Annotated in this window: 18 protein-coding genes, 7 tRNA genes and 3 rRNA genes; all 28 read left to right on the top strand. The window is 49.0% G+C overall.

Annotation, left to right across the window (positions count from 1 at the left end; translation table 11 throughout):
* Window positions 1-112: 112 nt before the first annotated feature.
* The 28 genes from MKY41_RS15385 (at window position 113) to tsaD (ending at window position 20,294) form a co-directional block, all read left to right on the top strand.
* Complete coding sequence (locus tag MKY41_RS15385) at window positions 113-1,111, top strand: LolA family protein (protein ID WP_340745941.1); 999 nt, start codon at window positions 113-115, stop codon at window positions 1,109-1,111.
* Between the two features lie 330 nt (window positions 1,112-1,441).
* Window positions 1,442-2,587 (top strand): alanine racemase, encoded by a 1,146-nt coding sequence (gene alr, locus MKY41_RS15380; protein ID WP_445683344.1) that lies wholly within the window; start codon window positions 1,442-1,444, stop codon window positions 2,585-2,587.
* A gap of 133 nt (window positions 2,588-2,720) precedes the next feature.
* A complete protein-coding gene (locus tag MKY41_RS15375; RefSeq protein WP_331711256.1) occupies window positions 2,721-3,011 on the top strand; it encodes a transcriptional regulator in 291 nt (96 codons plus the stop codon).
* A 4-nt stretch (window positions 3,012-3,015) separates the two neighbouring features.
* On the top strand, window positions 3,016-3,366 hold the full coding sequence (locus MKY41_RS15370) for a type II toxin-antitoxin system PemK/MazF family toxin (protein ID WP_041071628.1): 351 nt from the start codon (window positions 3,016-3,018) through the stop codon (window positions 3,364-3,366).
* Window positions 3,367-3,510: 144 nt separating this feature from the next.
* On the top strand, window positions 3,511-4,338 hold the full coding sequence (locus MKY41_RS15365) for an STAS domain-containing protein (protein ID WP_340745939.1): 828 nt from the start codon (window positions 3,511-3,513) through the stop codon (window positions 4,336-4,338).
* On the top strand, window positions 4,338-4,700 hold the full coding sequence (locus MKY41_RS15360; protein ID WP_041076187.1) for an STAS domain-containing protein: 363 nt from the start codon (window positions 4,338-4,340) through the stop codon (window positions 4,698-4,700). Before MKY41_RS15365 ends, MKY41_RS15360 begins: the two co-directional genes overlap by 1 nt.
* Before the next feature lie 2 nt (window positions 4,701-4,702).
* Window positions 4,703-5,104, top strand: coding sequence for an anti-sigma regulatory factor (locus tag MKY41_RS15355; RefSeq protein ID WP_340745938.1), 402 nt, complete (start codon window positions 4,703-4,705; stop codon window positions 5,102-5,104).
* A 14-nt stretch (window positions 5,105-5,118) separates the two neighbouring features.
* A complete protein-coding gene (locus tag MKY41_RS15350) occupies window positions 5,119-6,153 on the top strand; it encodes a PP2C family protein-serine/threonine phosphatase (RefSeq protein ID WP_340745937.1) in 1,035 nt (344 codons plus the stop codon).
* Between the two features lie 53 nt (window positions 6,154-6,206).
* Window positions 6,207-6,545 (top strand): anti-sigma factor antagonist, encoded by a 339-nt coding sequence (locus MKY41_RS15345; protein WP_340745936.1) that lies wholly within the window; start codon window positions 6,207-6,209, stop codon window positions 6,543-6,545.
* Complete coding sequence (rsbW, locus tag MKY41_RS15340) at window positions 6,532-7,005, top strand: anti-sigma B factor RsbW (protein WP_340745935.1); 474 nt, start codon at window positions 6,532-6,534, stop codon at window positions 7,003-7,005. Before MKY41_RS15345 ends, rsbW begins: the two co-directional genes overlap by 14 nt.
* Window positions 6,980-7,765, top strand: coding sequence for an RNA polymerase sigma factor SigB (gene sigB / locus MKY41_RS15335; RefSeq protein ID WP_340745934.1), 786 nt, complete (start codon window positions 6,980-6,982; stop codon window positions 7,763-7,765). Before rsbW ends, sigB begins: the two co-directional genes overlap by 26 nt.
* Window positions 7,765-8,361, top strand: a complete 597-nt coding sequence (locus MKY41_RS15330; protein WP_340745933.1) for a PP2C family serine/threonine-protein phosphatase — start codon at window positions 7,765-7,767, stop codon at window positions 8,359-8,361. Before sigB ends, MKY41_RS15330 begins: the two co-directional genes overlap by 1 nt.
* Window positions 8,362-8,438: 77 nt before the next feature.
* On the top strand, window positions 8,439-10,604 hold the full coding sequence (locus MKY41_RS15325; RefSeq protein WP_340745932.1) for a Tex family protein: 2,166 nt from the start codon (window positions 8,439-8,441) through the stop codon (window positions 10,602-10,604).
* Window positions 10,605-10,612: 8 nt separating this feature from the next.
* On the top strand, window positions 10,613-11,074 hold the full coding sequence (locus MKY41_RS15320) for a SprT family protein (RefSeq protein ID WP_340746470.1): 462 nt from the start codon (window positions 10,613-10,615) through the stop codon (window positions 11,072-11,074).
* 203 nt (window positions 11,075-11,277) lie between these two features.
* Window positions 11,278-11,349 (top strand) — tRNA-Glu (locus MKY41_RS15315).
* Between the two features lie 54 nt (window positions 11,350-11,403).
* Window positions 11,404-11,478: transfer RNA gene (locus MKY41_RS15310), tRNA-Gln, on the top strand.
* 175 nt (window positions 11,479-11,653) lie between these two features.
* A tRNA-Lys gene (locus MKY41_RS15305) sits at window positions 11,654-11,729 on the top strand.
* Between the two features lie 67 nt (window positions 11,730-11,796).
* A tRNA-Leu gene (locus MKY41_RS15300) sits at window positions 11,797-11,883 on the top strand.
* A 20-nt stretch (window positions 11,884-11,903) separates the two neighbouring features.
* A tRNA-Arg gene (locus MKY41_RS15295) sits at window positions 11,904-11,980 on the top strand.
* An 18-nt stretch (window positions 11,981-11,998) separates the two neighbouring features.
* Window positions 11,999-12,072: transfer RNA gene (locus tag MKY41_RS15290), tRNA-Gly, on the top strand.
* A 212-nt stretch (window positions 12,073-12,284) separates the two neighbouring features.
* Window positions 12,285-13,836 (top strand): 16S ribosomal RNA (locus MKY41_RS15285).
* A gap of 360 nt (window positions 13,837-14,196) precedes the next feature.
* Window positions 14,197-17,129: ribosomal RNA gene (locus MKY41_RS15280) — 23S ribosomal RNA — on the top strand.
* Window positions 17,130-17,202: 73 nt separating this feature from the next.
* Window positions 17,203-17,318: ribosomal RNA gene (gene rrf / locus MKY41_RS15275) — 5S ribosomal RNA — on the top strand.
* The 16S, 23S and 5S rRNA genes sit together here with 7 tRNA genes alongside, the layout of an rRNA operon.
* A 103-nt stretch (window positions 17,319-17,421) precedes the next feature.
* Window positions 17,422-17,497 (top strand) — tRNA-Asp (locus tag MKY41_RS15270).
* Window positions 17,498-17,676: 179 nt separating this feature from the next.
* Window positions 17,677-18,129: a tRNA (adenosine(37)-N6)-threonylcarbamoyltransferase complex ATPase subunit type 1 TsaE gene (tsaE, locus tag MKY41_RS15265; RefSeq protein WP_340745931.1), complete on the top strand. Its 453-nt coding sequence runs from the start codon at window positions 17,677-17,679 to the stop codon at window positions 18,127-18,129.
* Window positions 18,126-18,830: a tRNA (adenosine(37)-N6)-threonylcarbamoyltransferase complex dimerization subunit type 1 TsaB gene (gene tsaB, locus MKY41_RS15260; RefSeq protein WP_340745930.1), complete on the top strand. Its 705-nt coding sequence runs from the start codon at window positions 18,126-18,128 to the stop codon at window positions 18,828-18,830. Before tsaE ends, tsaB begins: the two co-directional genes overlap by 4 nt.
* On the top strand, window positions 18,817-19,281 hold the full coding sequence (rimI, locus tag MKY41_RS15255) for a ribosomal protein S18-alanine N-acetyltransferase (RefSeq protein ID WP_041071612.1): 465 nt from the start codon (window positions 18,817-18,819) through the stop codon (window positions 19,279-19,281). The genes tsaB and rimI overlap by 14 nt, the downstream gene beginning before the upstream one ends.
* Window positions 19,278-20,294: a tRNA (adenosine(37)-N6)-threonylcarbamoyltransferase complex transferase subunit TsaD gene (tsaD, locus tag MKY41_RS15250; RefSeq protein WP_340745929.1), complete on the top strand. Its 1,017-nt coding sequence runs from the start codon at window positions 19,278-19,280 to the stop codon at window positions 20,292-20,294. Before rimI ends, tsaD begins: the two co-directional genes overlap by 4 nt.
* Window positions 20,295-20,466 lie beyond the last annotated feature (172 nt).

Below are 20,466 nucleotides of genomic sequence, written 5' to 3'. Positions count from 1 at the left end.
GCGTATTTGGTACAAGCAACTTTGCCGAGCAAAGATAAAATCATCTCGCATAAATGCTCATCCATTCTCATAAGATGACCTACCCGATTGAAATGAGAAAGGATGAACTGAAATGCGTAGCCGATTAGTTGCTTTTTTGTTAGTCGTTATCATGGTACTCCTTGCGGCATGTGGATCTCCATCAAAAGAGGATGTCATGAAGAAACTGAGTGGGAAGTGGAGTGATACGAAAGGATACGATCTGCAAGCGACAATGGAAATCAAAACCGGGGCAGAACCGCGTGTCTACGATGTCAATGTATGGCATACGAAACCTGATTTTTATCGGGTTAATGTGACGCAAGAGGGAAGCGAGGATTCCCAAATGATCGTGCGCAATGAGGAAGGGGTCTTTGTTGTCACGCCTTCGCTTGGCAAAACCTATAAATTCCAAAGCGATTGGCCGGCTCAAAATAGCCAAGCGTATTTGATCGGCACATTGTCCGACGATATTAAGGCGGACAAAAATTCGACCATGACTGAAAAAGACAAGACGTATATTTTCGAAACTGCGACCCGGAACAACCACAAGAAAGTGTTGCCAACTCAACAAATCCATATCGATAAAAAGACATTACTTCCGAAATACGTATCGATTTTGGATGAAAATAAAGAAGAGAAAATCCGGATTACGTTTAAGAAAATTACTTTAGGCATGGAACGGAAATCGACCGATTATGATGTGGAAGTGGAAAACACAGGCACGGAAACGCCGCCGACTGAAAAAGAAAGCATGGCACTTTCCTTATATCTCCCATCCATCGAATGGGATGGCGTTTCGCTAGTGGACGAAGAGATGGTGCAAACCGATAACGGCATCCGGTCATTCATGACGTATGGAGGCACGAAAGAATTCATCATCGTCCAGGAGCCGGCTTCAAAACCAGAAAGCAAAATGGCAGTTTCCGTTGAGGGAGATCCAGTCGACCTCGGATTTACAGTAGCCGCTTTGACGGAAAAGTCGATTAGCTGGGAAAGTGACGGCGTTTCGTTTTTCATCGCATCCGATATGTTGACGCAGGATGAATTGATTGAAGTCGCGGCTTCCATGCAGCCGGAACAAACAAAATAAAATGGATTGACGCGAGCTGGTTGGGGGAATAATAATAGGGCTATTATCTGAACTCGGCGGAGCACTCCTGTTTCTTGCCAAGCGGCAGAATGTTCAACGGCTATTGTCCGTTGAATTCAGATAAAGCCTTCAGCGGATGTCACAGATTTTGGGAATCGTGATGCCTTAATTTCTGCAAAGACCGCAGAAATACGGCAAATCGAGCTCATTGCTGTTTCAATTGCGATGCCTTAATTTCTGCAAAAACCGCAGAAATACGGCAAATCGAACCCTTCGCTGTTCGATTCGCAATTACGACGAGGCGTAATTGATAAAAAACGAGGGATGTTCGTGGAAAACCCTATTCATTACCGCCCAACCAAGGCGATTGTCGATTTGACAGCGATTCAACGTAATATTAAAAATATGCAAATGCACGTAGGTCCGGGTGTGGGGATCATTGCTGTAGTGAAAGCGAATGGCTATGGCCATGGTGCCGTACAAGTGGCTCGGGCTGCTCTTGAAGCCGGTGCGCTGCTGCTTGCGGTGGCTACGCCGGATGAGGCGGTCCAACTTCGGAAAGCGGGCATAACGGGCGATATCCTCGTCCTCGGGCCATCTCCGTACGAGTTTGCCAAGCGGGCTGCCGAGTTGGGAATCATCTTAACTGTGGCAGCTTCGGAATGGCTCCAGGCGGTGCTAGGTTCGTATGCCCCCGGTTCATTCCAAAAAAGATTGAAGATCCATGTGAAAATCGATTCAGGAATGGGTAGAATCGGAATACGGGAAGCGGACGACTTGGCAACATTGATCGAGATGATCGGCAAGTCGGATGACGTTGAACTGGACGGAGTTTTTACGCATTTTGCCCGGGCGGATGAGGAGGATCCGTATCACACGGAAAAGCAATTCAACAGGTTCATGGCCCAAGTTAACCGACTTCCCGAAAAGCCCCGATTGATACACGCAGCCAATAGTGCGGCGGCATTGCTTCACCCAGAATATGCGCTGGACGCGATTCGGTTCGGCGTAAGCATGTATGGCTTTGCACCATCCGCTTACGTGGCTCGAATGCTTCCTTTCCCATTAGAGAAAGCAGTCCAGCTCACGACCGAGCTGTCGCATGTGAAACTGCTGGAAAAGGGAAGTCCGATCAGTTATGGCGGGACCTATGAAACGACAGAGGATGAATGGATCGGAACGTTGCCGATCGGCTATGCGGACGGACTGCGACGCGGTTTGCGGGGGCAGGCCGTCCTAGTCGGCGGGCAGCGGGTACCGATCGTAGGAACCATATGTATGGATCAATGTATGGTAAGACTTCCCCATGAATTTCCGATCGGCGAACCGGTTGTGCTAATCGGAAAACAGGGGAATGAAGAAATCACAATGGAAGAGTGGGCACAACGACTCGATACAATTCCGTACGAAATTACGGTGTCCTTGAGAGGAAGGATACCCCGAATATACGCAACGACAAATGGACAACATGTATAATACTTGCATATTCGACAAAACCTCCAGTTAATTTGCAGAAACCTGTCAGTAATATTCTTTCTATGTCTTCTCATTGTCGATGTTCAATGGTAAGATGTACTTGTATAGAAATGAGGGAACGGGTTTGTCGGAGGTGCTGACGTTGCGAGCTAATAAAAACATGAAGGAAGTCATTGTTAAGATTCCGAAACGGATGCTGAATGAAAATGAACATACGGTCGTCCATCAGGAGCCGGAACGTGGTGATTTCGTTTATATTTCGACAAGGCGATATGTGTCTGACTACGAAGCGGATACGATCCGAGAAGAAATGATGAAGGGCTATGTCGAAATGTCGCAAATCAATCTGAAAATTGCCGCGGAATGCTTGCATGTTGAGTTTGAAGCCCAGCATACGGTGGAACGTCTCGTAAGCGGAGGATGAAAAGTTGGCAATTAAACGTGGAGACGTCTTTTTTGCAGATCTGTCGCCTGTCGTCGGTTCTGAACAGGGAGGGACGAGACCGGTCCTAGTCATTCAAAATGACATAGGAAACCGGTTCAGTCCGACAGTGATCATTGCAGCAATTACTGCGCAAATCCAAAAAGCGAAATTGCCTACACATGTTGAAATCGATGCGGCGCGTTATGGTTTCGAGCGGGATTCGGTTATTCTGCTCGAACAGGTCCGCACGATTGACAAGTCGAGGCTGACTGATAAAATTACGCAGCTAGATGATCATTTGATGGAAAAGGTCGATGAAGCGTTGGAGATAAGCTTTGGCCTCGTCAAATTTTGAGCATACATATAAAAAAACGCGATGGAGCATGACTTCATCGCGTTTTTTGTATCTAAAAATGAAAAAACGTGTTTTCCTATCCATTTTTAGATACAATTGAAAGTACAACTACCTTGTCAGTTGAAGGAGGAAATCCGTTACGGTATGAATAAGAAGATGATAGTGGCAATCCGGGAGAACATGGATGAGATAATTGAACGATGGCAGGAAGAGATGAAAGATGAAAAGGGCGAGCGTTTTTTTCACTTCATGCCGACAGATCTGATAAATAAGACAAGCAAAGAGTTTGCTGAATTGATGACGTCGAATATTGCGGAAGAGGACTCGGTCAATCCTGAGAAATTGGCGAATTTCACAGAAAAAGTGGTCCGTTTCGGATGGTCCATCAAGTTTGTCAATAAAGCGATCGACAATTTCATGACAACGACCTTCAAAATTCTAGAGGAGCATGGAGTTATCGGGAATGACAATATGCGGGATCATATCCGGCTATTCCTGAATTGGATCAATCCGCTTCGAGAAAGCATGATCGAAGCCTATTCCACGGAATGGGAACGGACAGTCAGTTTACAGAGGATTGCATTGCAGGAGCTGTCCGCTTCTCTCATTCCCGTATTTGAAAAGATATCGGTCATGCCGCTCGTCGGTACGATCGATACGGAACGGGCCAAGCTGATTATGGAGAACTTGCTGGACGGTGTTGTGAAACAGCGGGCGGAAGTGGTCCTGCTGGATATTACGGGCGTTCCCGTCGTAGATACTATGGTTGCGCATCATATTATCCAAGCGGCGGACGCGGTCCGGCTTGTCGGGGCAAAATGCATGTTAGTCGGAATTAGACCGGAAATCGCCCAAACGATTGTGACCCTTGGTATTAATCTTAATGAATTTACAACAACCAGCACGCTACAGCGTGGGATGCAGGAGGCACTGGCACTGACAAACCGAAGCATAGTGGAGGTTGAAGAATGATGAATATGCGCATACCGATTTTAAAACTGGATGATACACTCATCGTGTCCATCCAATGGGAACTGGACGATCAGAAGGCACTGCAATTTCAAGAGGATCTGTTGGTCAAACTATATGAGACTTCCGCGAGGGGAGTAGTTATTGACTTGACTCCGATTGACTTTATCGATTCATTCATCGCAAAAGTGTTGGGGGATGTCATCAGCATGTCCGGCTTAATGGGAGCTAAAGTTGTCATTACGGGTATACAACCCGCCGTTGCCATTACGCTAATTGAGCTCGGCATCCGTTTAGAGGACGTTATGACAGCACTTGATCTCGAAAACGGATTGAAAAAACTTCAAAAAGAACTGGAGGCCTGAGCATGAATCACCGGTCTTCTGTGGATATTTACACGGAATGGGATATTGTTGCTGCGCGACAGTTAGGCCGGAAAGAGGCGAAGCAAATTGGTTTCGGGACAGTCGATCAGGCGCGCATTACAACAGCGATAAGTGAATTGGCAAGAAATATCTATTTATATGCGGGCAAAGGCAGAATTGAAATAGAGAGATTAGCTGCTGGAGGTTCCATGGGGATGCTCATTATCGCGTCTGATGAAGGACCGGGAATTCCAGATGTCCGCAAAGTGATGGAAGATGGGTTCTCCACTTCCGGAGGTCTTGGAGCCGGCATGCCGGGTGTCAAGAGATTGATGGATGAATTCAAAGTGGAAACGGAACCTGGTGTGGGTACAGTGATTACTGCAACCAAATGGCTCCGGTAAGGAGATGAACATGGATGCCCAAAGAGGTAGGGAAACAATATAGGGCCCTTTTGAAGCAATATATAAATAATCAGAGCGAAGAGGGCCTGTACTTTGGACAACAGTTTAGCAGGCAGTTTATCGAGAAGAACATTGCTCCCGAAGAAGTCATCAGCATGCATAAGATAGGGGTAGCGGAATTATTCCCGGACCTTCCTGACGAGTTGATGCTGACATATGATTTCCTCATTGAGATGATGATCCATTATGGACTTGCCTTGCAGGAACATCAAAGCCTTGTACGGAAACAGGAAGAAATCCGGGTGGAGATGAATCTGGCCACCAAAGTCCAGGACACTTTATTGAAAACGAAACTACCGGATGTGAAAGGGTTGGACATCGGTTATCTGACCATGCCGGCCAAACAGATGAGCGGGGATTATATCTATTTCCTGAATGAGGCGAGCAACGAAGCTTGTGTGGCTGTTGCTGATGTCATCGGGAAAGGGATTCCTGCCGCGCTGTGCATGTCGATGGTCAAATTCGGCATGGACAGTTTGCGTAAAGAGAACACCAATCCGCACCATGTGTTGGATATTGTCAACCGGATTGTTGAGAAGAGCGTGGATGATTCAATGTTCATCTCGATGTTCTACGGAAAATACGATGCCGACCGCTCGGTTTTTTCATATGCTTCGGCGGGGCATGAACCGGCTCTGCTTTTCAAGGCGGCGGACCGCTCATTTACGGAGCTTGACGCGAAAGGGCTTCTGCTAGGGGTCCAACCGAATGTCGTTTACGAGGAGCATTCCGTTGAGCTGGAGACCGGCGATTTTATAGTTATCATGACGGATGGTGTGACCGAAGCACGGACGGAAGATGGGTTCATCGATCAAACGGAAATCCAAGCGATGATCGGGGAAATGAGCGAAGCGTCTGCGCAGGAGATCGCAACCACCGTTTATGACAAGCTTGTTAGTCTTCAAAACTTTATTCTCCATGATGATTTTACGATTGTCATAATTAAAAAGATAAATGACGTTTTAAATGATGACGACCAGGGTAAATAACTCACTAGCGCATCTTTGCGTGCAAATCAATATAGAGAGTATGGGGTGTGGACATGACTTTACAAGTTGAGTTGCTGGAAAATGATAGTGTTCATTGCTTTAAGATTGTAGGAGAGATTGATGCATTTACGGCGCCTGTGTTAAGGGAGCGTCTTGCATCTATTGATATAGCTGAAGGAATGCAGACAGAATTGGATTTAGCTGAAGTGGATTATATGGACAGCACAGGTCTCGGAGTGTTTGTCGGCTTCTATAAGACCGTCAAATCGAATGGAGGCCATATGAAAATTACAGGTGTCAATGCCCGTTTGAAAAGGCTTTTCGATATAACTGGGTTGGTGGAAGTGATGGACATCGTAGAAGAAAGTGGGGACCGAGATGCAACCGTATGATTATATCGAAATCCGTGTGCCGGCGAAAGCGCAATACGTGGGTGTCGCCCGTTTGACGATATCCGGTCTTGCCAGCCGCCTTGGCTTTACATATGACGAAATAGAGGATTTGAAAATCGCCTCGAGTGAAGCAATCACCAATGCAGTCCAGCATGCATACGAAGAAGGTGAAGAAGGCGAAGTAATCGTCGGCTGTGCGTTATTCGAAGACCGGATGGAAATTATGGTGGCGGACCACGGTAAAAGCTTTGATTTTGATGAAATGAAAAAACATATAGGACCTTATGGCGAGCAGGAAGAGGTGCAATTTCTCCGAGAAGGTGGATTAGGCCTGTATTTGATGGAGACGCTAATGGATAGCGTACAAATCCATCAGAAAGAAGGTGTCACGGTCTTCATGACCAAATATCTCGGTAGAGAGCGAGGGGAAGAGGATGTCGAAAGAACAATCTCCTCGTAACACGGGAACGAAAGAACAAGTGCTCCAGTGGATCAAAGAATTCCAGGAAAACAACGATGAAGAAGCCCAGACGAATCTTGTCCTTCATTATGAACGCTTGGTGCATTCCATTGCGCGGAAGTATTCGAGCGGCAAACCTTATTATGAAGATATCGTCCAAGTCGGCATGCTTGGATTATTAGGGGCGATCCGCCGGTACGATTCTGAGTTCGGAAAAAGTTTTGAAGCGTTTGCCGTACCGACGATTATCGGGGAGATTAAGCGTTTCCTGCGGGATAAGACATGGGCTGTCCATGTGCCGCGGCGTATTAAGGAGTTAGGGCCTCGCATCAAAGCAACAGTCGAAACGTTGACGACCGAACTGCAACGATCTCCTTTGGTGAGCGAGATTGCCGAATATTTGGAGGTCGATGAAGAGTCTGTGCTGGAAGCGATGGAGATGGGCAGAAGTTATCAAGCCCTGTCCATGGATCATACATTGGAAGCCGATTCCGAAGGTGGGACGGTCACCCTATTCGATATTATCGGGTCGACCGATGGCGGGTATGAAAAAACGGATCAGCGCATGATCGTCGCCAACGCGCTTAATGTCTTGACAGAAAGGGAAAGGCAAATTATTCAATATACATATATTGAACAGTTAAGCCAGAAAGAGGCGGGAGAACGCCTCGGCATTTCACAGATGCACGTTTCCAGACTTCAGCGAAAAGCGATTAAGAAATTACAAGAAGCCATATTGTCAATTGGTGGTGCATCATAGTGGAAACCTTTGTCAATGACCATGTTGAGGCCTACATCTATCAGCAAGCGAAAAATGGGAATCATATCTCGGGAGATGCGTATTTCGTCCACTCGGAAAATGACTATTTCATTTGCGCGATTGCCGATGGACTGGGGAACGGGCCGATTGCCCACCAATCGGCCCAAGTCATCCCTGACATTTTAAAAGAGTTTCATCATGAGACAGTCGATGAGTTATTAATGCGTTGCAACATGAAAATGATGCACAAACGCGGGGCGGCTGTTGCGATTGTGAAAGTGGATTACACGACAAAGACGATCCATTATAGTTGCGTCGGAAATGTCCGTTTCTATGTGTTGCAGGACCAAGTGAATATGATCTACCCGCTGCCGGTCATGGGGTATCTTTCCGGAAAACCGCAAAATTTGAAGATGCACCAATGCGAGTATCGGAATGGCGATTTGTTTATTCTTCATTCCGACGGAGTCGACTTAAAGAGTCCGAAATCCTGCTTGAGAAATAGCAAAGAACCGTATCGGTTGTATCAAAATGTTTTGCCGACTATCAATCATAATGACGATGCCACCTTTATAGCGGGGCGCCTGCTTCTTTAGAATGGGAAGCAGGTTTTTTTGCGTCTAATTCTTATAACCATGTTAAAATTGAGGCATGTGAAGGAAGGGTGATGGGATTGACAAAGCAGATAGCCAAGGCAACGGCCGAAAGGGCAGGCATCCGCCTGGGACAAGTGGAAAAAGTGATCGCGTTATTGGAGGAAGGGAATACCGTCCCTTTCATTGCCCGATACCGGAAAGAGGAAACGGGTTCATTAGATGAAGTGCAGATCAAAGAGGTCGAAGATTCATACCATTACGTAAGGGCACTGGAGCAGCGGAAGGAAGAGGTCATCCGCTTGATCGAGGAGCAGGGCAAGTTGGACGATGAACTGAAGAAATCAATCGAAGAAGCGACCGTCCTTCAACGGGTGGAAGATCTGTATCGGCCGTTCAAACAAAAAAGACGAACCCGGGCTATGGCCGCGATTGAAAAAGGGTTGGAACCGCTCGCGGATGCCTTACTGTCATTTTCCGCAGAAACCCCAGAAAAGTTGGCAGAGCCTTTTGTAGATGAAGAGAAGGAAATACCGACTGTGGAAGAAGCATTGGCGGGAGCACGGGACATCATCGCAGAGCGGGTGGCGGATGACGCAGCTATTCGGGAGAAGGTCCGTAACCGGGCGTGGGCCGGTGGAACAATTGTATCGGCAGTGCGCAAAGAGGCGGTCGATGAACGGAATGTCTACGAAAATTATTATGAATATGAAGAACCGTTGAAAAAGATCGTACCCCATCGAGTTCTCGCTTTGAACCGGGGAGAGAAAGAAGAAGTGCTTCGAGTCGCAATTTCTTTTCCCGCCGAGCAAATTCTTGTAGATCTCGAACGTCAAGTGATCCGCAAGCTCGGTTCCCCGACTGCTGATCAAGTGAAAGAGGCGGTCGGCGATGCCTTCAAACGATTGATTGCCCCGTCGGTGGAACGGGAAATCCGGGCAGCTTTGACCGAAAAGGCCGAAGAACAAGCCATTCATGTATTCTCGGAAAACTTGAAAAGCCTGCTCTTGCAACCTCCGTTAAAAGGGAGGGTGGTGCTTGGAGTGGATCCAGCTTTCCGAACCGGCTGTAAACTGGCTGTTGTCGATGAAACAGGGAAGCTGCTCGAAATCGGCGTCATCTATCCGCATCCACCGAAACCCGACAAGGAAAAATCAAAGCGGGCCATCTTGGCGTTGTTAGAGAAATATCCGATTACGTTGATCGCCATCGGAAACGGGACAGCCTCGCGGGAGACGGAATTGTTCATAGCGGACTGCATCCAGGAAGCCTCCTCCCCGGTATCCTATGTCATTGTGAATGAAGCAGGGGCCAGTGTGTATTCGGCTTCATCCCAGGCGCGGGAAGAATTTCCGGATCTTCAGGTCGAGCAGCGAAGCGCGGTTTCCATTGCGCGCCGGCTGCAAGATCCATTATCGGAACTTGTGAAAATTGATCCGGCTTCGGTCGGGGTTGGACAGTACCAGCATGATGTCTCCAAAAAGCGTTTGGCAGAATCTCTGTCATTCGTCGTGGAAACAGCGGTCAACCGAGTGGGAGTCAACGTAAATACGGCATCTTCTTCCTTATTACAATATGTGGCCGGTCTATCGAAGACGGTTGCGGAAAACATAGTGAAAGCTCGCGAGGAAAATGGCCTATTTATGAAACGAGGACAATTGAAGAAAGTACCGCGCTTAGGGGCAAAAACATATGAACAAGCAATCGGATTCCTAAGAGTGCCAGAAGCGGCCGATCCGTTTGATTCAACAGGCATTCACCCCGAAAGCTATCCGTTGGCTGAGCAAGTGCTGCAAGAAGCAGGCGTCGATAAAAAATCGATCGGCAAAAAAGAAGCAGCTGAATCGATCGCTACAATCGACAGCAAAGCATTGGCCGCCAAACTCGGAGTGGGTGAAGTGACATTAAAGGATATTATTGAAATATTGCAGCGGCCGAACCGGGATCCGCGGGAGGATTATCCACAACCGTTATTAAAAGCGAATGTACTGGATTTGGATGATTTGGTGAAAGGGATGGAGATGCAGGGAACCGTCCGGAATGTAGTCGATTTCGGCGCTTTCGTCGATATCGGCGTAAAGGAAGACGGATTGGTTCATATATCCAAAATGAAAAAAGGATATGTCAAACACCCGCTAGACGTCGTATCATCCGGCGATATAGTTACGGTGTGGGTCGATGGGGTAGACAAGGAGAAGGGCCGTATTTCATTGACCATGCTGCCTCCCGGATCCAAAGAGGGATAATCATGCAAATGACAGAAGAAAAACTGCAAACATTGATTGAAACCATATCCATGGAGGTATTCGGCAAACCATTTCGCCACGCAGCCCGAATCAATAGTCGATTACGAACGACAGGAGGACGGTATAAACTATCCGATCATTCCATCGAAATCAATCCGCTCGTTTGGGAAATGCACGGGGAGGGCGAGTTGATCGGCGTCATCAAACACGAGCTTTGCCACTATCACCTTCATATAGAAGGAAGAGGCTATCGACACGGCGATCAAGATTTTCGGGAATTGATGAAGAAGACGGATTCGCCACGTTATTGTAAAACACTAGCAGAGCCAAGTAGGCGACGGACAACACTGCACTTCTACAAATGCACCAAATGTCATTTGTCTTATAGAAGGAAACGGAGAATGGATCCGAAAAAGTATCGCTGTGGCAAATGCGCAGGAGCCATCGTCGAAGTACCCTCCATAGGATGAGTCAGATCGTTGAGCGCAATCGATGCGCTGTTTTATAAATCACATAAGCAATGCCGTCGGTGCTGGGAGATAGCGGCCTGACGGCATTCTTGCATGTAAATTAAAAAGTTTATAAAAACAGTTGACGAATAGGACAACACTGTCTATAATAGAAAAAGTCGATAAGGAACAACGCATTGCTTCCCCGACACAACAACTTATATGGCCCCTTGGTCAAGCGGTTAAGACACCGCCCTTTCACGGCGGTAACACGGGTTCGAATCCCGTAGGGGTCATCTCTTATAAAAAAAGAGTATAAGGACAGAGGTTTCTGTCCGATGCAAACTTATTGGGGTATAGCCAAGCGGTAAGGCAACGGACTTTGACTCCGTCATTCGTTGGTTCGAATCCAGCTACCCCAGCCAAGTTTTTTAGCCGCTTCGCGGATAAAAAACTTTGCGAAGGACGCGGAGCGTTCAGAGCAAAACGGCACAGCCGCTTTTGCGATAGACCCGAAGGGTTTGGAGCAAAGCTCAAGCTAGGCTGAAGAAATTGGATAAACATGAATCATCAGTAGTTAAGTTTTAATATCACAAGCACGAGCCATTAGCTCAGTTGGTAGAGCATCTGACTTTTAATCAGAGGGTCGCAGGTTCGAATCCTGCATGGCTCACCACTTTCTAAAAAAAGTAGTTGACATTCTCAGTGAAAGCTGTATACTAGAGTAGTCGCTAAAATAAGACGCGGTAGTGGCGGAATGGCAGACGCGCTAGGTTGAGGGCCTAGTGGGGGTTAACCCCGTGGAGGTTCAAGTCCTCTTTACCGCACCAAATACCTTTTCAATCTAGGAGCGCCCGTAGCTCAATTGGATAGAGCGTCTGACTACGGATCAGAAGGTTATGGGTTCGACTCCTGTCGGGCGCGCCAAATATATAATATAAAAACGCGGGTGTAGTTTAGTGGTAAAACCTCAGCCTTCCAAGCTGATGATGAGGGTTCGATTCCCTTCACCCGCTCCATAAAAAACACTTGACTATAAAATGTTGAGATGTTATACTAGAAAAGTTGCTAACGAGCAACGGATACATGAACCTTGAAAACTGAACAGCAAAACGTCAACAAATAAAGTTCGGAAGCCGACCCCGTCGGTGAAACGAACAAAACGAATCTTCGGATTCGAAATTGACATCTTAAATGATGCCAGCAAGAAATGAGCTATTCATTTTCTTCTATTATGGAGAGTTTGATCCTGGCTCAGGACGAACGCTGGCGGCGTGCCTAATACATGCAAGTCGAGCGGACGGATGGGAGCTTGCTCCCTGAAGTTAGCGGCGGACGGGTGAGTAACACGTGGGCAACCTGCCCTGCAGATGGGGATAACTCCGGGAAACCGGGGCTAATACCGAATAATCAGTTCCTCCGCATGGAGGAACTCTGAAAGACGGTTTCGGCTGTCACTGCAGGATGGGCCCGCGGCGCATTAGCTAGTTGGTGGGGTAACGGCCTACCAAGGCGACGATGCGTAGCCGACCTGAGAGGGTGATCGGCCACACTGGGACTGAGACACGGCCCAGACTCCTACGGGAGGCAGCAGTAGGGAATCTTCCACAATGGACGGAAGTCTGATGGAGCAACGCCGCGTGAGCGAAGAAGGTTTTCGGATCGTAAAGCTCTGTTGTAAGGGAAGAACACGTACGGGAGTCACTGCCCGTACCTTGACGGTACCTTATCAGAAAGCCACGGCTAACTACGTGCCAGCAGCCGCGGTAATACGTAGGTGGCAAGCGTTGTCCGGAATTATTGGGCGTAAAGCGCGCGCAGGCGGTCCTTTAAGTCTGATGTGAAAGCCCACGGCTCAACCGTGGAGGGTCATTGGAAACTGGAGGACTTGAGTACAGAAGAGGAAAGCGGAATTCCACGTGTAGCGGTGAAATGCGTAGAGATGTGGAGGAACACCAGTGGCGAAGGCGGCTTTCTGGTCTGTAACTGACGCTGAGGCGCGAAAGCGTGGGGAGCAAACAGGATTAGATACCCTGGTAGTCCACGCCGTAAACGATGAGTGCTAAGTGTTAGGGGGTTTCCGCCCCTTAGTGCTGCAGCTAACGCATTAAGCACTCCGCCTGGGGAGTACGGTCGCAAGACTGAAACTCAAAGGAATTGACGGGGACCCGCACAAGCGGTGGAGCATGTGGTTTAATTCGAAGCAACGCGAAGAACCTTACCAGGTCTTGACATCCCGCTGCCCGGCATGGAGACATGCCTTTCCCTTCGGGGACAGCGGTGACAGGTGGTGCATGGTTGTCGTCAGCTCGTGTCGTGAGATGTTGGGTTAAGTCCCGCAACGAGCGCAACCCTTGATCTTAGTTGCCAGCATTCAGTTGGGCACTCTAAGGTGACTGCCGGTGACAAACCGGAGGAAGGTGGGGATGACGTCAAATCATCATGCCCCTTATGACCTGGGCTACACACGTGCTACAATGGACGGTACAGAGGGCTGCGAACCCGCGAGGGGGAGCCAATCCCATAAAACCGTTCCCAGTTCGGATTGCAGGCTGCAACTCGCCTGCATGAAGCCGGAATCGCTAGTAATCGTGGATCAGCATGCCACGGTGAATACGTTCCCGGGTCTTGTACACACCGCCCGTCACACCACGAGAGTTTGTAACACCCGAAGTCGGTGGGGTAACCCTTACGGGAGCCAGCCGCCGAAGGTGGGACAGATGATTGGGGTGAAGTCGTAACAAGGTAGCCGTATCGGAAGGTGCGGCTGGATCACCTCCTTTCTAAGGATATTTACGGAATATGAACCTTGGGTTCATACGTTGACGTTTTGCGTTCAGTTTTGAAGGTTCATCTTTGAGATGGATTTTCAAATCGAAGGGTTTCGAGAAGCAAGCAGTACTAGGAAGCGAACGAGTGAACACCGGAGCGTGCTTAGGCACGTGAGGATGTGAACGAGTGAAGCTGACAACGTAATGCGCCGCTTATCGGAAGCCGACTTGTTCTTTGAAAACTGGATAAAACAACATTGAAAGCAACAAACACAAGTAATCAACCGAGTCGATCACTTTTTGTGATTGAACATGCAATTCTTTGTAACGATCCGGACGCCATATCGCTATGGCCGAACGATCGACCATTATGGTCAAGTTAGAAAGGGCGCACGGCGGATGCCTTGGCACTAGGAGCCTATGAAGGACGGCACTAACACCGATATGCTCCGGGGAGCTGTAAGTAAGCATTGATCCGGAGATTTCCGAATGGGGAAACCCACTGCCCGTAATGGGGCAGTACATGTACGTGAATACATAGCGTACATGAGGCAGACCCGGAGAACTGAAACATCTAAGTATCCGGAGGAAGAGAAAGAAAATTCGATTCCCTGAGTAGCGGCGAGCGAAACGGGAAGAGCCCAAACCAGGAAGCTTGCTTCCTGGGGTTGTAGGACACTCTATACGGAGTTACAAAGGGATGGGTTAGGCGAAGCGACCTGGAAAGGTCCGCCGCAGCGGGTAATAGCCCCGTAGCCGAAAGTCCATCCCCTCCAGAGTGGATCCTGAGTACGGCGGAACACGTGAAATTCCGTCGGAATCCGGGAGGACCATCTCCCAAGGCTAAATACTCCCTAGTGACCGATAGTGAACCAGTACCGTGAGGGAAAGGTGAAAAGCACCCCGGAAGGGGAGTGAAAGAGAACCTGAAACCGTGTGCCTACAAGTTGTCAGAGCCCGTTAAGGGGTGATGGCGTGCCTTTTGTAGAATGAACCGGCGAGTTACGATTCCATGCAAGGTTAAGCCGAGAAGGCGGAGCCGCAGCGAAAGCGAGTCTGAACAGGGCGAATGAGTATGGGGTCGTAGACCCGAAACCAGGTGATCTACCCATGTCCAGGGTGAAGGTAAGGTAACACTTACTGGAGGCCCGAACCCACGTACGTTGAAAAGTGCGGGGATGAGGTGTGGGTAGCGGTGAAATTCCAATCGAACCTGGAGATAGCTGGTTCTCTCCGAAATAGCTTTAGGGCTAGCCTCAAACAACGAATCTCGGAGGTAGAGCACTGTTTGGACTAGGGGCCCATCCCGGGTTACCGAATTCAGACAAACTCCGAATGCCGATGATTTAGGTTTGGGAGTCAGACTGCGGGTGATAAGATCCGTAGTCGAGAGGGAAACAGCCCAGACCACCAGTTAAGGTCCCCAAGTATCCGTTAAGTGGAAAAGGATGTGGCGTTGCCCAGACAACCAGGATGTTGGCTTAGAAGCAGCCACCATTTAAAGAGTGCGTAATAGCTCACTGGTCGAGTGGCGCTGCGCCGAAAATGTACCGGGGCTAAACGGATCACCGAAACTGTGGATTGACACCATTGGTGTCAGTGGTAGGAGAGCGTTCCAAGGGCGTCGAAGCCAGACCGGAAGGACTGGTGGAGCGCTTGGAAGTGAGAATGCCGGTATGAGTAGCGAAAGAAGGGTGAGAATCCCTTCCACCGAATGCCTAAGGTTTCCTGAGGAAGGCTCGTCCGCTCAGGGTCAGTCGGGACCTAAGTCGAGGCCGAAAGGCGTAGACGATGGACAACAGGTTGATATTCCTGTACCACCTCCCCGCCGCTATCAGCAATGGGGGGACGCAGTAGGATAGGGTGAGCGCGCTGTTGGTCATGCGCGTCGAAGCAGTGAGGTGTGGAACGAGGCAAATCCCGTTCCTGTAACATTGAGCTGTGACCGCGAGGGGAATTATTCCCCGGAGTCCCTGATTTCACACTGCCAAGAAAAGCCTCTAGCGAGGCGGGAGGTGCCCGTACCGCAAACCGACACAGGTAGGCGAGGAGAGAATCCTAAGGTGATCGAGAGAACTCTCGTTAAGGAACTCGGCAAAATGACCCCGTAACTTCGGGAGAAGGGGTGCTCTGGTAGGGTGAATAGCCCGAGAGAGCCGCAGTGAATAGGCCCAGGCGACTGTTTAGCAAAAACACAGGTCTCTGCAAAACCGTAAGGTGACGTATAGGGGCTGACGCCTGCCCGGTGCTGGAAGGTTAAGAGGAGAGGTCAGCGCAAGCGAAGCTTCGAATTGAAGCCCCAGTAAACGGCGGCCGTAACTATAACGGTCCTAAGGTAGCGAAATTCCTTGTCGGGTAAGTTCCGACCCGCACGAAAGGCGTAACGATCTGGGCACTGTCTCAACGAGAGACTCGGTGAAATTATAATATGCGTGAAGATGCGCATTACCCGCGACAGGACGGAAAGACCCCGTGGAGCTTTACTGTAACCTGATATTGAATTCCGGTGCAGCCTGTACAGGATAGGTAGGAGCCTTGGAAGCCGGAGCGCCAGCTTCGGTGGAGGCATTGGTGGGATACTACCCTGGCTGTATTGGACTTCTAACCCATGCCCGTGATCCGGGCAGGAGACAGTGTCAGGCGGGCAGTTTGACTGGGGCGGTCGCCTCCTAAAGTGTAACGGAGGCGCCCAAAGGTTCCCTCAGAATGGTTGGACATCATTCGCAGAGTGCAAAGGCATAAGGGAGCTTGACTGCGAGACCTACAAGTCGAGCAGGGTCGAAAGACGGGCTTAGTGATCCGGTGGTTCCGCATGGAAGGGCCATCGCTCAACGGATAAAAGCTACCCCGGGGATAACAGGCTTATCTCCCCCAAGAGTCCACATCGACGGGGAGGTTTGGCACCTCGATGTCGGCTCATCGCATCCTGGGGCTGTAGTCGGTCCCAAGGGTTGGGCTGTTCGCCCATTAAAGCGGTACGCGAGCTGGGTTCAGAACGTCGTGAGACAGTTCGGTCCCTATCCGTCGCGGGCGCAGGAAATTTGAGAGGAGCTGTCCTTAGTACGAGAGGACCGGGATGGACACACCGCTGGTGTACCAGTTGTCTTGCCAAAGGCATCGCTGGGTAGCTATGTGTGGACGGGATAAATGCTGAAAGCATCTAAGCATGAAGCCCCCCTCGAGATGAGATTTCCCTTTACATTCGTAAGTAAGATCCCTCAAAGAAGATGAGGTGGATAGGTCCGGGGTGGAAGTGCGGCGACGCATGGAGCTGACGGATACTAATCGATCGAGGACTTGACCTCAATACAAAGGTTGCATGGCTTGTGGCAGACAATGTTGGTTTTATCCGGTTTTGAGCGAACAAGCTCAATCAAGTCTGGTGACGATGGCGAAGAGGTCACACCCGTTCCCATACCGAACACGGAAGTTAAGCTCTTCAGCGCCGATGGTAGTCGGGGGTTTCCCCCTGTGAGAGTAGGACGTCGCCGGACTTGCCCATACATTTCGACATATTTTGTGACATGGTTAGAACTGATCAATTATAAATCTGCAGTTAAGAAGCCTCACCTTGTCGAAATGTTATACATAGTTTAAGGTCCCGTGGTGTAGCGGTTAACATGCCTGCCTGTCACGCAGGAGATCGCCGGTTCGATCCCGGTCGGGACCGCCATTTATTTTGTCATCTATAACCGATTCCGCGGATTCTTTCCGGAATCGGTTTTTTGTATACTTTTTTATAGAAGGCTTCCTATCGGAGAAATGGAATTGTTTCCGAACTAAAACCGGTTTGCTTTCCGACCGGATTGTTATTAGGTACACTAGAACAAAGCATGTGAAAGGAATTATGACATGATAAAGGAAATTGAAGTACACTCTGTTCAGGAGACGGAAGCGCTTGCCGATCGGTTGGCCTCTTTTCTTGCCCCTCCGGATGTCATTTTATTAGAAGGTGATTTGGGCGCCGGGAAGACTACGTTTACGAAAGCTTTGGCCAAGGCGCTTGGCGTCACCCGAACGGTCAATAGTCCGACTTTCACGATACTGAAACAGTATGAAGGGCGGCATCCGCTCAATCATCTGGATGTGTATCGGTTAGCGGATAGCGAAGAGGATCTCGGTTGGGTAGAATTATTTTACGGCGACGCCATTTCGGTTGTAGAATGGGCGCATCTCATTGAAGACGATCTGCCATCTGAACGACTGGAAATCCGGATTGCCCATAAAGGGGAAGATTTCCGTACCATTACCTTAAAGCCTACAGGGGCCCGATATGAAAAGATTTGTGAGGAGTTGGCATTATGATCTGGCTAGGTATCGATACCTCGAATACTCCCTTATCCATTGCACTTGTGAAAGACGGGGAAGTGCTTATTGAAGAAAGTGCCACGCTGCCTGTGACGCATTCCTTGCGGGCGATGCCGGTCATTGAGGAGTTGTTGGGGAAATCCGGGTTGGCCCCGGATGCGATTGATCGCATAGCGGTTTCTGAAGGCCCTGGCTCTTATACGGGTGTCCGGATCGGTGTCACGATTGCGAAGACCCTTGCATGGACATTGGACAAACCACTTGTCGGAGTATCCAGTTTGAAAACGCTCGCGGCTAATGGGCAGCTGTTCCCTAACTTGATTTGTCCGATGGTGGATGCGCGTAGGAACAATGTCTATTCAGGTGTATTCCAGTTTGAGCAAGGTAAGCTGACTGCCCTCATGGATGATGGCCACTATCCATTGGAGGAACTGCTGTCCTTTTTGAAGGAGCAATCGGTTCCTGTCCTATTTATCGGAAAGGATACCATTCTGCATCGAGCGATGATTGAGGAACGTTTAGGCGAGCTCGCTTCATTTGCTCCTCTGTCCTTGAATATTCCTCGGGCTTCTGCCCTCATTGATCTGGCAATGCGAGAAGAACAATCGGAGGAAGTGCATACGTTTGTTCCTGAGTACCGCCGTCTTGCCGAGGCAGAAGTGAATTGGCTGAAGGAGCAGCAACATGGAAACAAGTAACCTTCAACATATTGAATATCGGAAAATGACACGGGAGGATATTCCTGCTGTCGTGGCCATTGAGGAAGAAGCATTTGCCACTCCTTGGTCCCCGGAAGTGTTTGAGCATGAGATGACGGGCAATCAATACGCCCACTATATTGTCGCCGTCCATGAAGAGGACGTAATCGGGCATTGTGGAATGTGGATCGTGCTGGATGAATGCCATATTACCAATGTGGCGGTCCGCGTGCATATGAGAGGCAACCATATCGGGGAAGGGCTGATGAGACAAGCCATCGCCTATTGCAAGGAGAAGGCTGTTCGATTGATGACATTGGAAGTGCGGGTGTCGAATCATACAGCCCAAAATCTTTATAGAAAGCTTGGTTTCCAAGAAGGCGGCATACGAAAAAACTATTATACGGACGACCATGAAGATGCGCTCGTCATGTGGGTGGAATTTGAATGAAAGACATGTATGTATTAGGAATAGAAACGAGCTGTGATGAGACTGCGGCTTCTGTTGTGAAAAACGGTTCAGTAATCGTCTCCAATATTGTCGCTTCTCAAATTCAGAGCCAAAAACGCTTTGGCGGTGTCGTGCCTGAAATTGCGTCACGCCATCATGTGGAGCAGATTACACTGGTCATCGAAGAAGCTTTGAAGGTAGCGGAACTTCAGCCAAAGGATTTGGATGCGGTGGCCGTCACGGAAGGGCCTGGTCTTGTCGGAGCTTTGCTGATCGGCATCCATGCAGCGAAGGCATTCGCTTTTGCTCATCAACTGCCTTTGGTCGGTGTCCATCATATTGCCGGCCATATTTACGCCAATCAACTTATCCAACCAATGGAGTTTCCTTTGTTGGCCCTGATTGTCTCGGGAGGCCATACTGAACTAGTATTGATGGAGAGCCACGGTTCATTCCGATTGATTGGAGAAACACGGGATGACGCGGCAGGAGAAGCGTATGACAAAGTGGCCCGTGTGCTCGGCCTCCCTTATCCTGGAGGTCCTCATATTGATAAACTCGCAGCGGAGAGTGAGACGCCTATTGAGTTTCCAAGGGCCTGGCTGGAGCCAGACTCATATGACTTCAGTTTCAGCGGGTTAAAGTCAGCGGTGATTAATTACAAACATAATCACGAACAGAAGGGGGAGTCGGTGGATCCTGCGCAAGTGGCGGCCGGCTTCCAAGCGAGCATCATCGACGTACTTATGACAAAAACACGGAAGGCGGCTAAAGAATTCGGCGTCAAACAAGTGATTGCCGCCGGTGGGGTTGCAGCCAATAATGGCTTGCGCATGTCCTTGGAGAGAGTCTTCCAAGAAGAGGGCATTCCTTTTTACGTGCCGCCCATTGCGCTGTGCACCGATAATGCTGCGATGATTGCCGCCGCGGGATCTGCCATGTTCGTGGATGGAATTCGAGGAAATCTCGCGATGAATGGAAGACCTGGTATGCCGCTTGTCTCCTGGAAATAATCGAAAACACGGAATTTGACAAACCTAGTCAAATTCCGTGTTTTTTTGAACAACTGATTTTCATTTGTCAATAGAGAACGTGTGCACTTATGCACAATTTGTTGATAACTTGTGCATAACATTAATCATACTGAATTTAATCAAGTTGATAAAAGGATAACTTTGTGAATAA

The sequence above is a fragment of the Sporosarcina sp. FSL W7-1349 genome (genome assembly GCF_038003045.1).
Classification (GTDB): Bacteria; Bacillota; Bacilli; order Bacillales_A; family Planococcaceae; genus Sporosarcina.
Note: the sequence above shows the minus strand (reverse complement) of the source record. Positions and strands in the feature narration are given on the sequence as shown.

Excerpts from the sequence above, each read along its gene's own strand:
- MKY41_RS15385 (WP_340745941.1), top strand. The coding sequence starts at position 113 with ATGCGTAGCCGATTAGTTGCTTTTTTGTTAGTCGTTATCATGGTACTC.
- MKY41_RS15365 (WP_340745939.1), top strand. The coding sequence starts at position 3,511 with ATGAATAAGAAGATGATAGTGGCAATCCGGGAGAACATGGATGAGATA.
- MKY41_RS15360 (WP_041076187.1), top strand. The coding sequence starts at position 4,338 with ATGAATATGCGCATACCGATTTTAAAACTGGATGATACACTCATCGTG.
- MKY41_RS15355 (WP_340745938.1), top strand. The coding sequence starts at position 4,703 with ATGAATCACCGGTCTTCTGTGGATATTTACACGGAATGGGATATTGTT.
- MKY41_RS15350 (WP_340745937.1), top strand. The coding sequence starts at position 5,119 with ATGCCCAAAGAGGTAGGGAAACAATATAGGGCCCTTTTGAAGCAATAT.
- MKY41_RS15345 (WP_340745936.1), top strand. The coding sequence starts at position 6,207 with ATGACTTTACAAGTTGAGTTGCTGGAAAATGATAGTGTTCATTGCTTT.
- rsbW (WP_340745935.1), top strand. The coding sequence starts at position 6,532 with ATGCAACCGTATGATTATATCGAAATCCGTGTGCCGGCGAAAGCGCAA.
- sigB (WP_340745934.1), top strand. The coding sequence starts at position 6,980 with ATGTCGAAAGAACAATCTCCTCGTAACACGGGAACGAAAGAACAAGTG.
- MKY41_RS15320 (WP_340746470.1), top strand. The coding sequence starts at position 10,613 with ATGACAGAAGAAAAACTGCAAACATTGATTGAAACCATATCCATGGAG.
- tsaE (WP_340745931.1), top strand. The coding sequence starts at position 17,677 with ATGATAAAGGAAATTGAAGTACACTCTGTTCAGGAGACGGAAGCGCTT.
- tsaB (WP_340745930.1), top strand. The coding sequence starts at position 18,126 with ATGATCTGGCTAGGTATCGATACCTCGAATACTCCCTTATCCATTGCA.
- rimI (WP_041071612.1), top strand. The coding sequence starts at position 18,817 with ATGGAAACAAGTAACCTTCAACATATTGAATATCGGAAAATGACACGG.
- tsaD (WP_340745929.1), top strand. The coding sequence starts at position 19,278 with ATGAAAGACATGTATGTATTAGGAATAGAAACGAGCTGTGATGAGACT.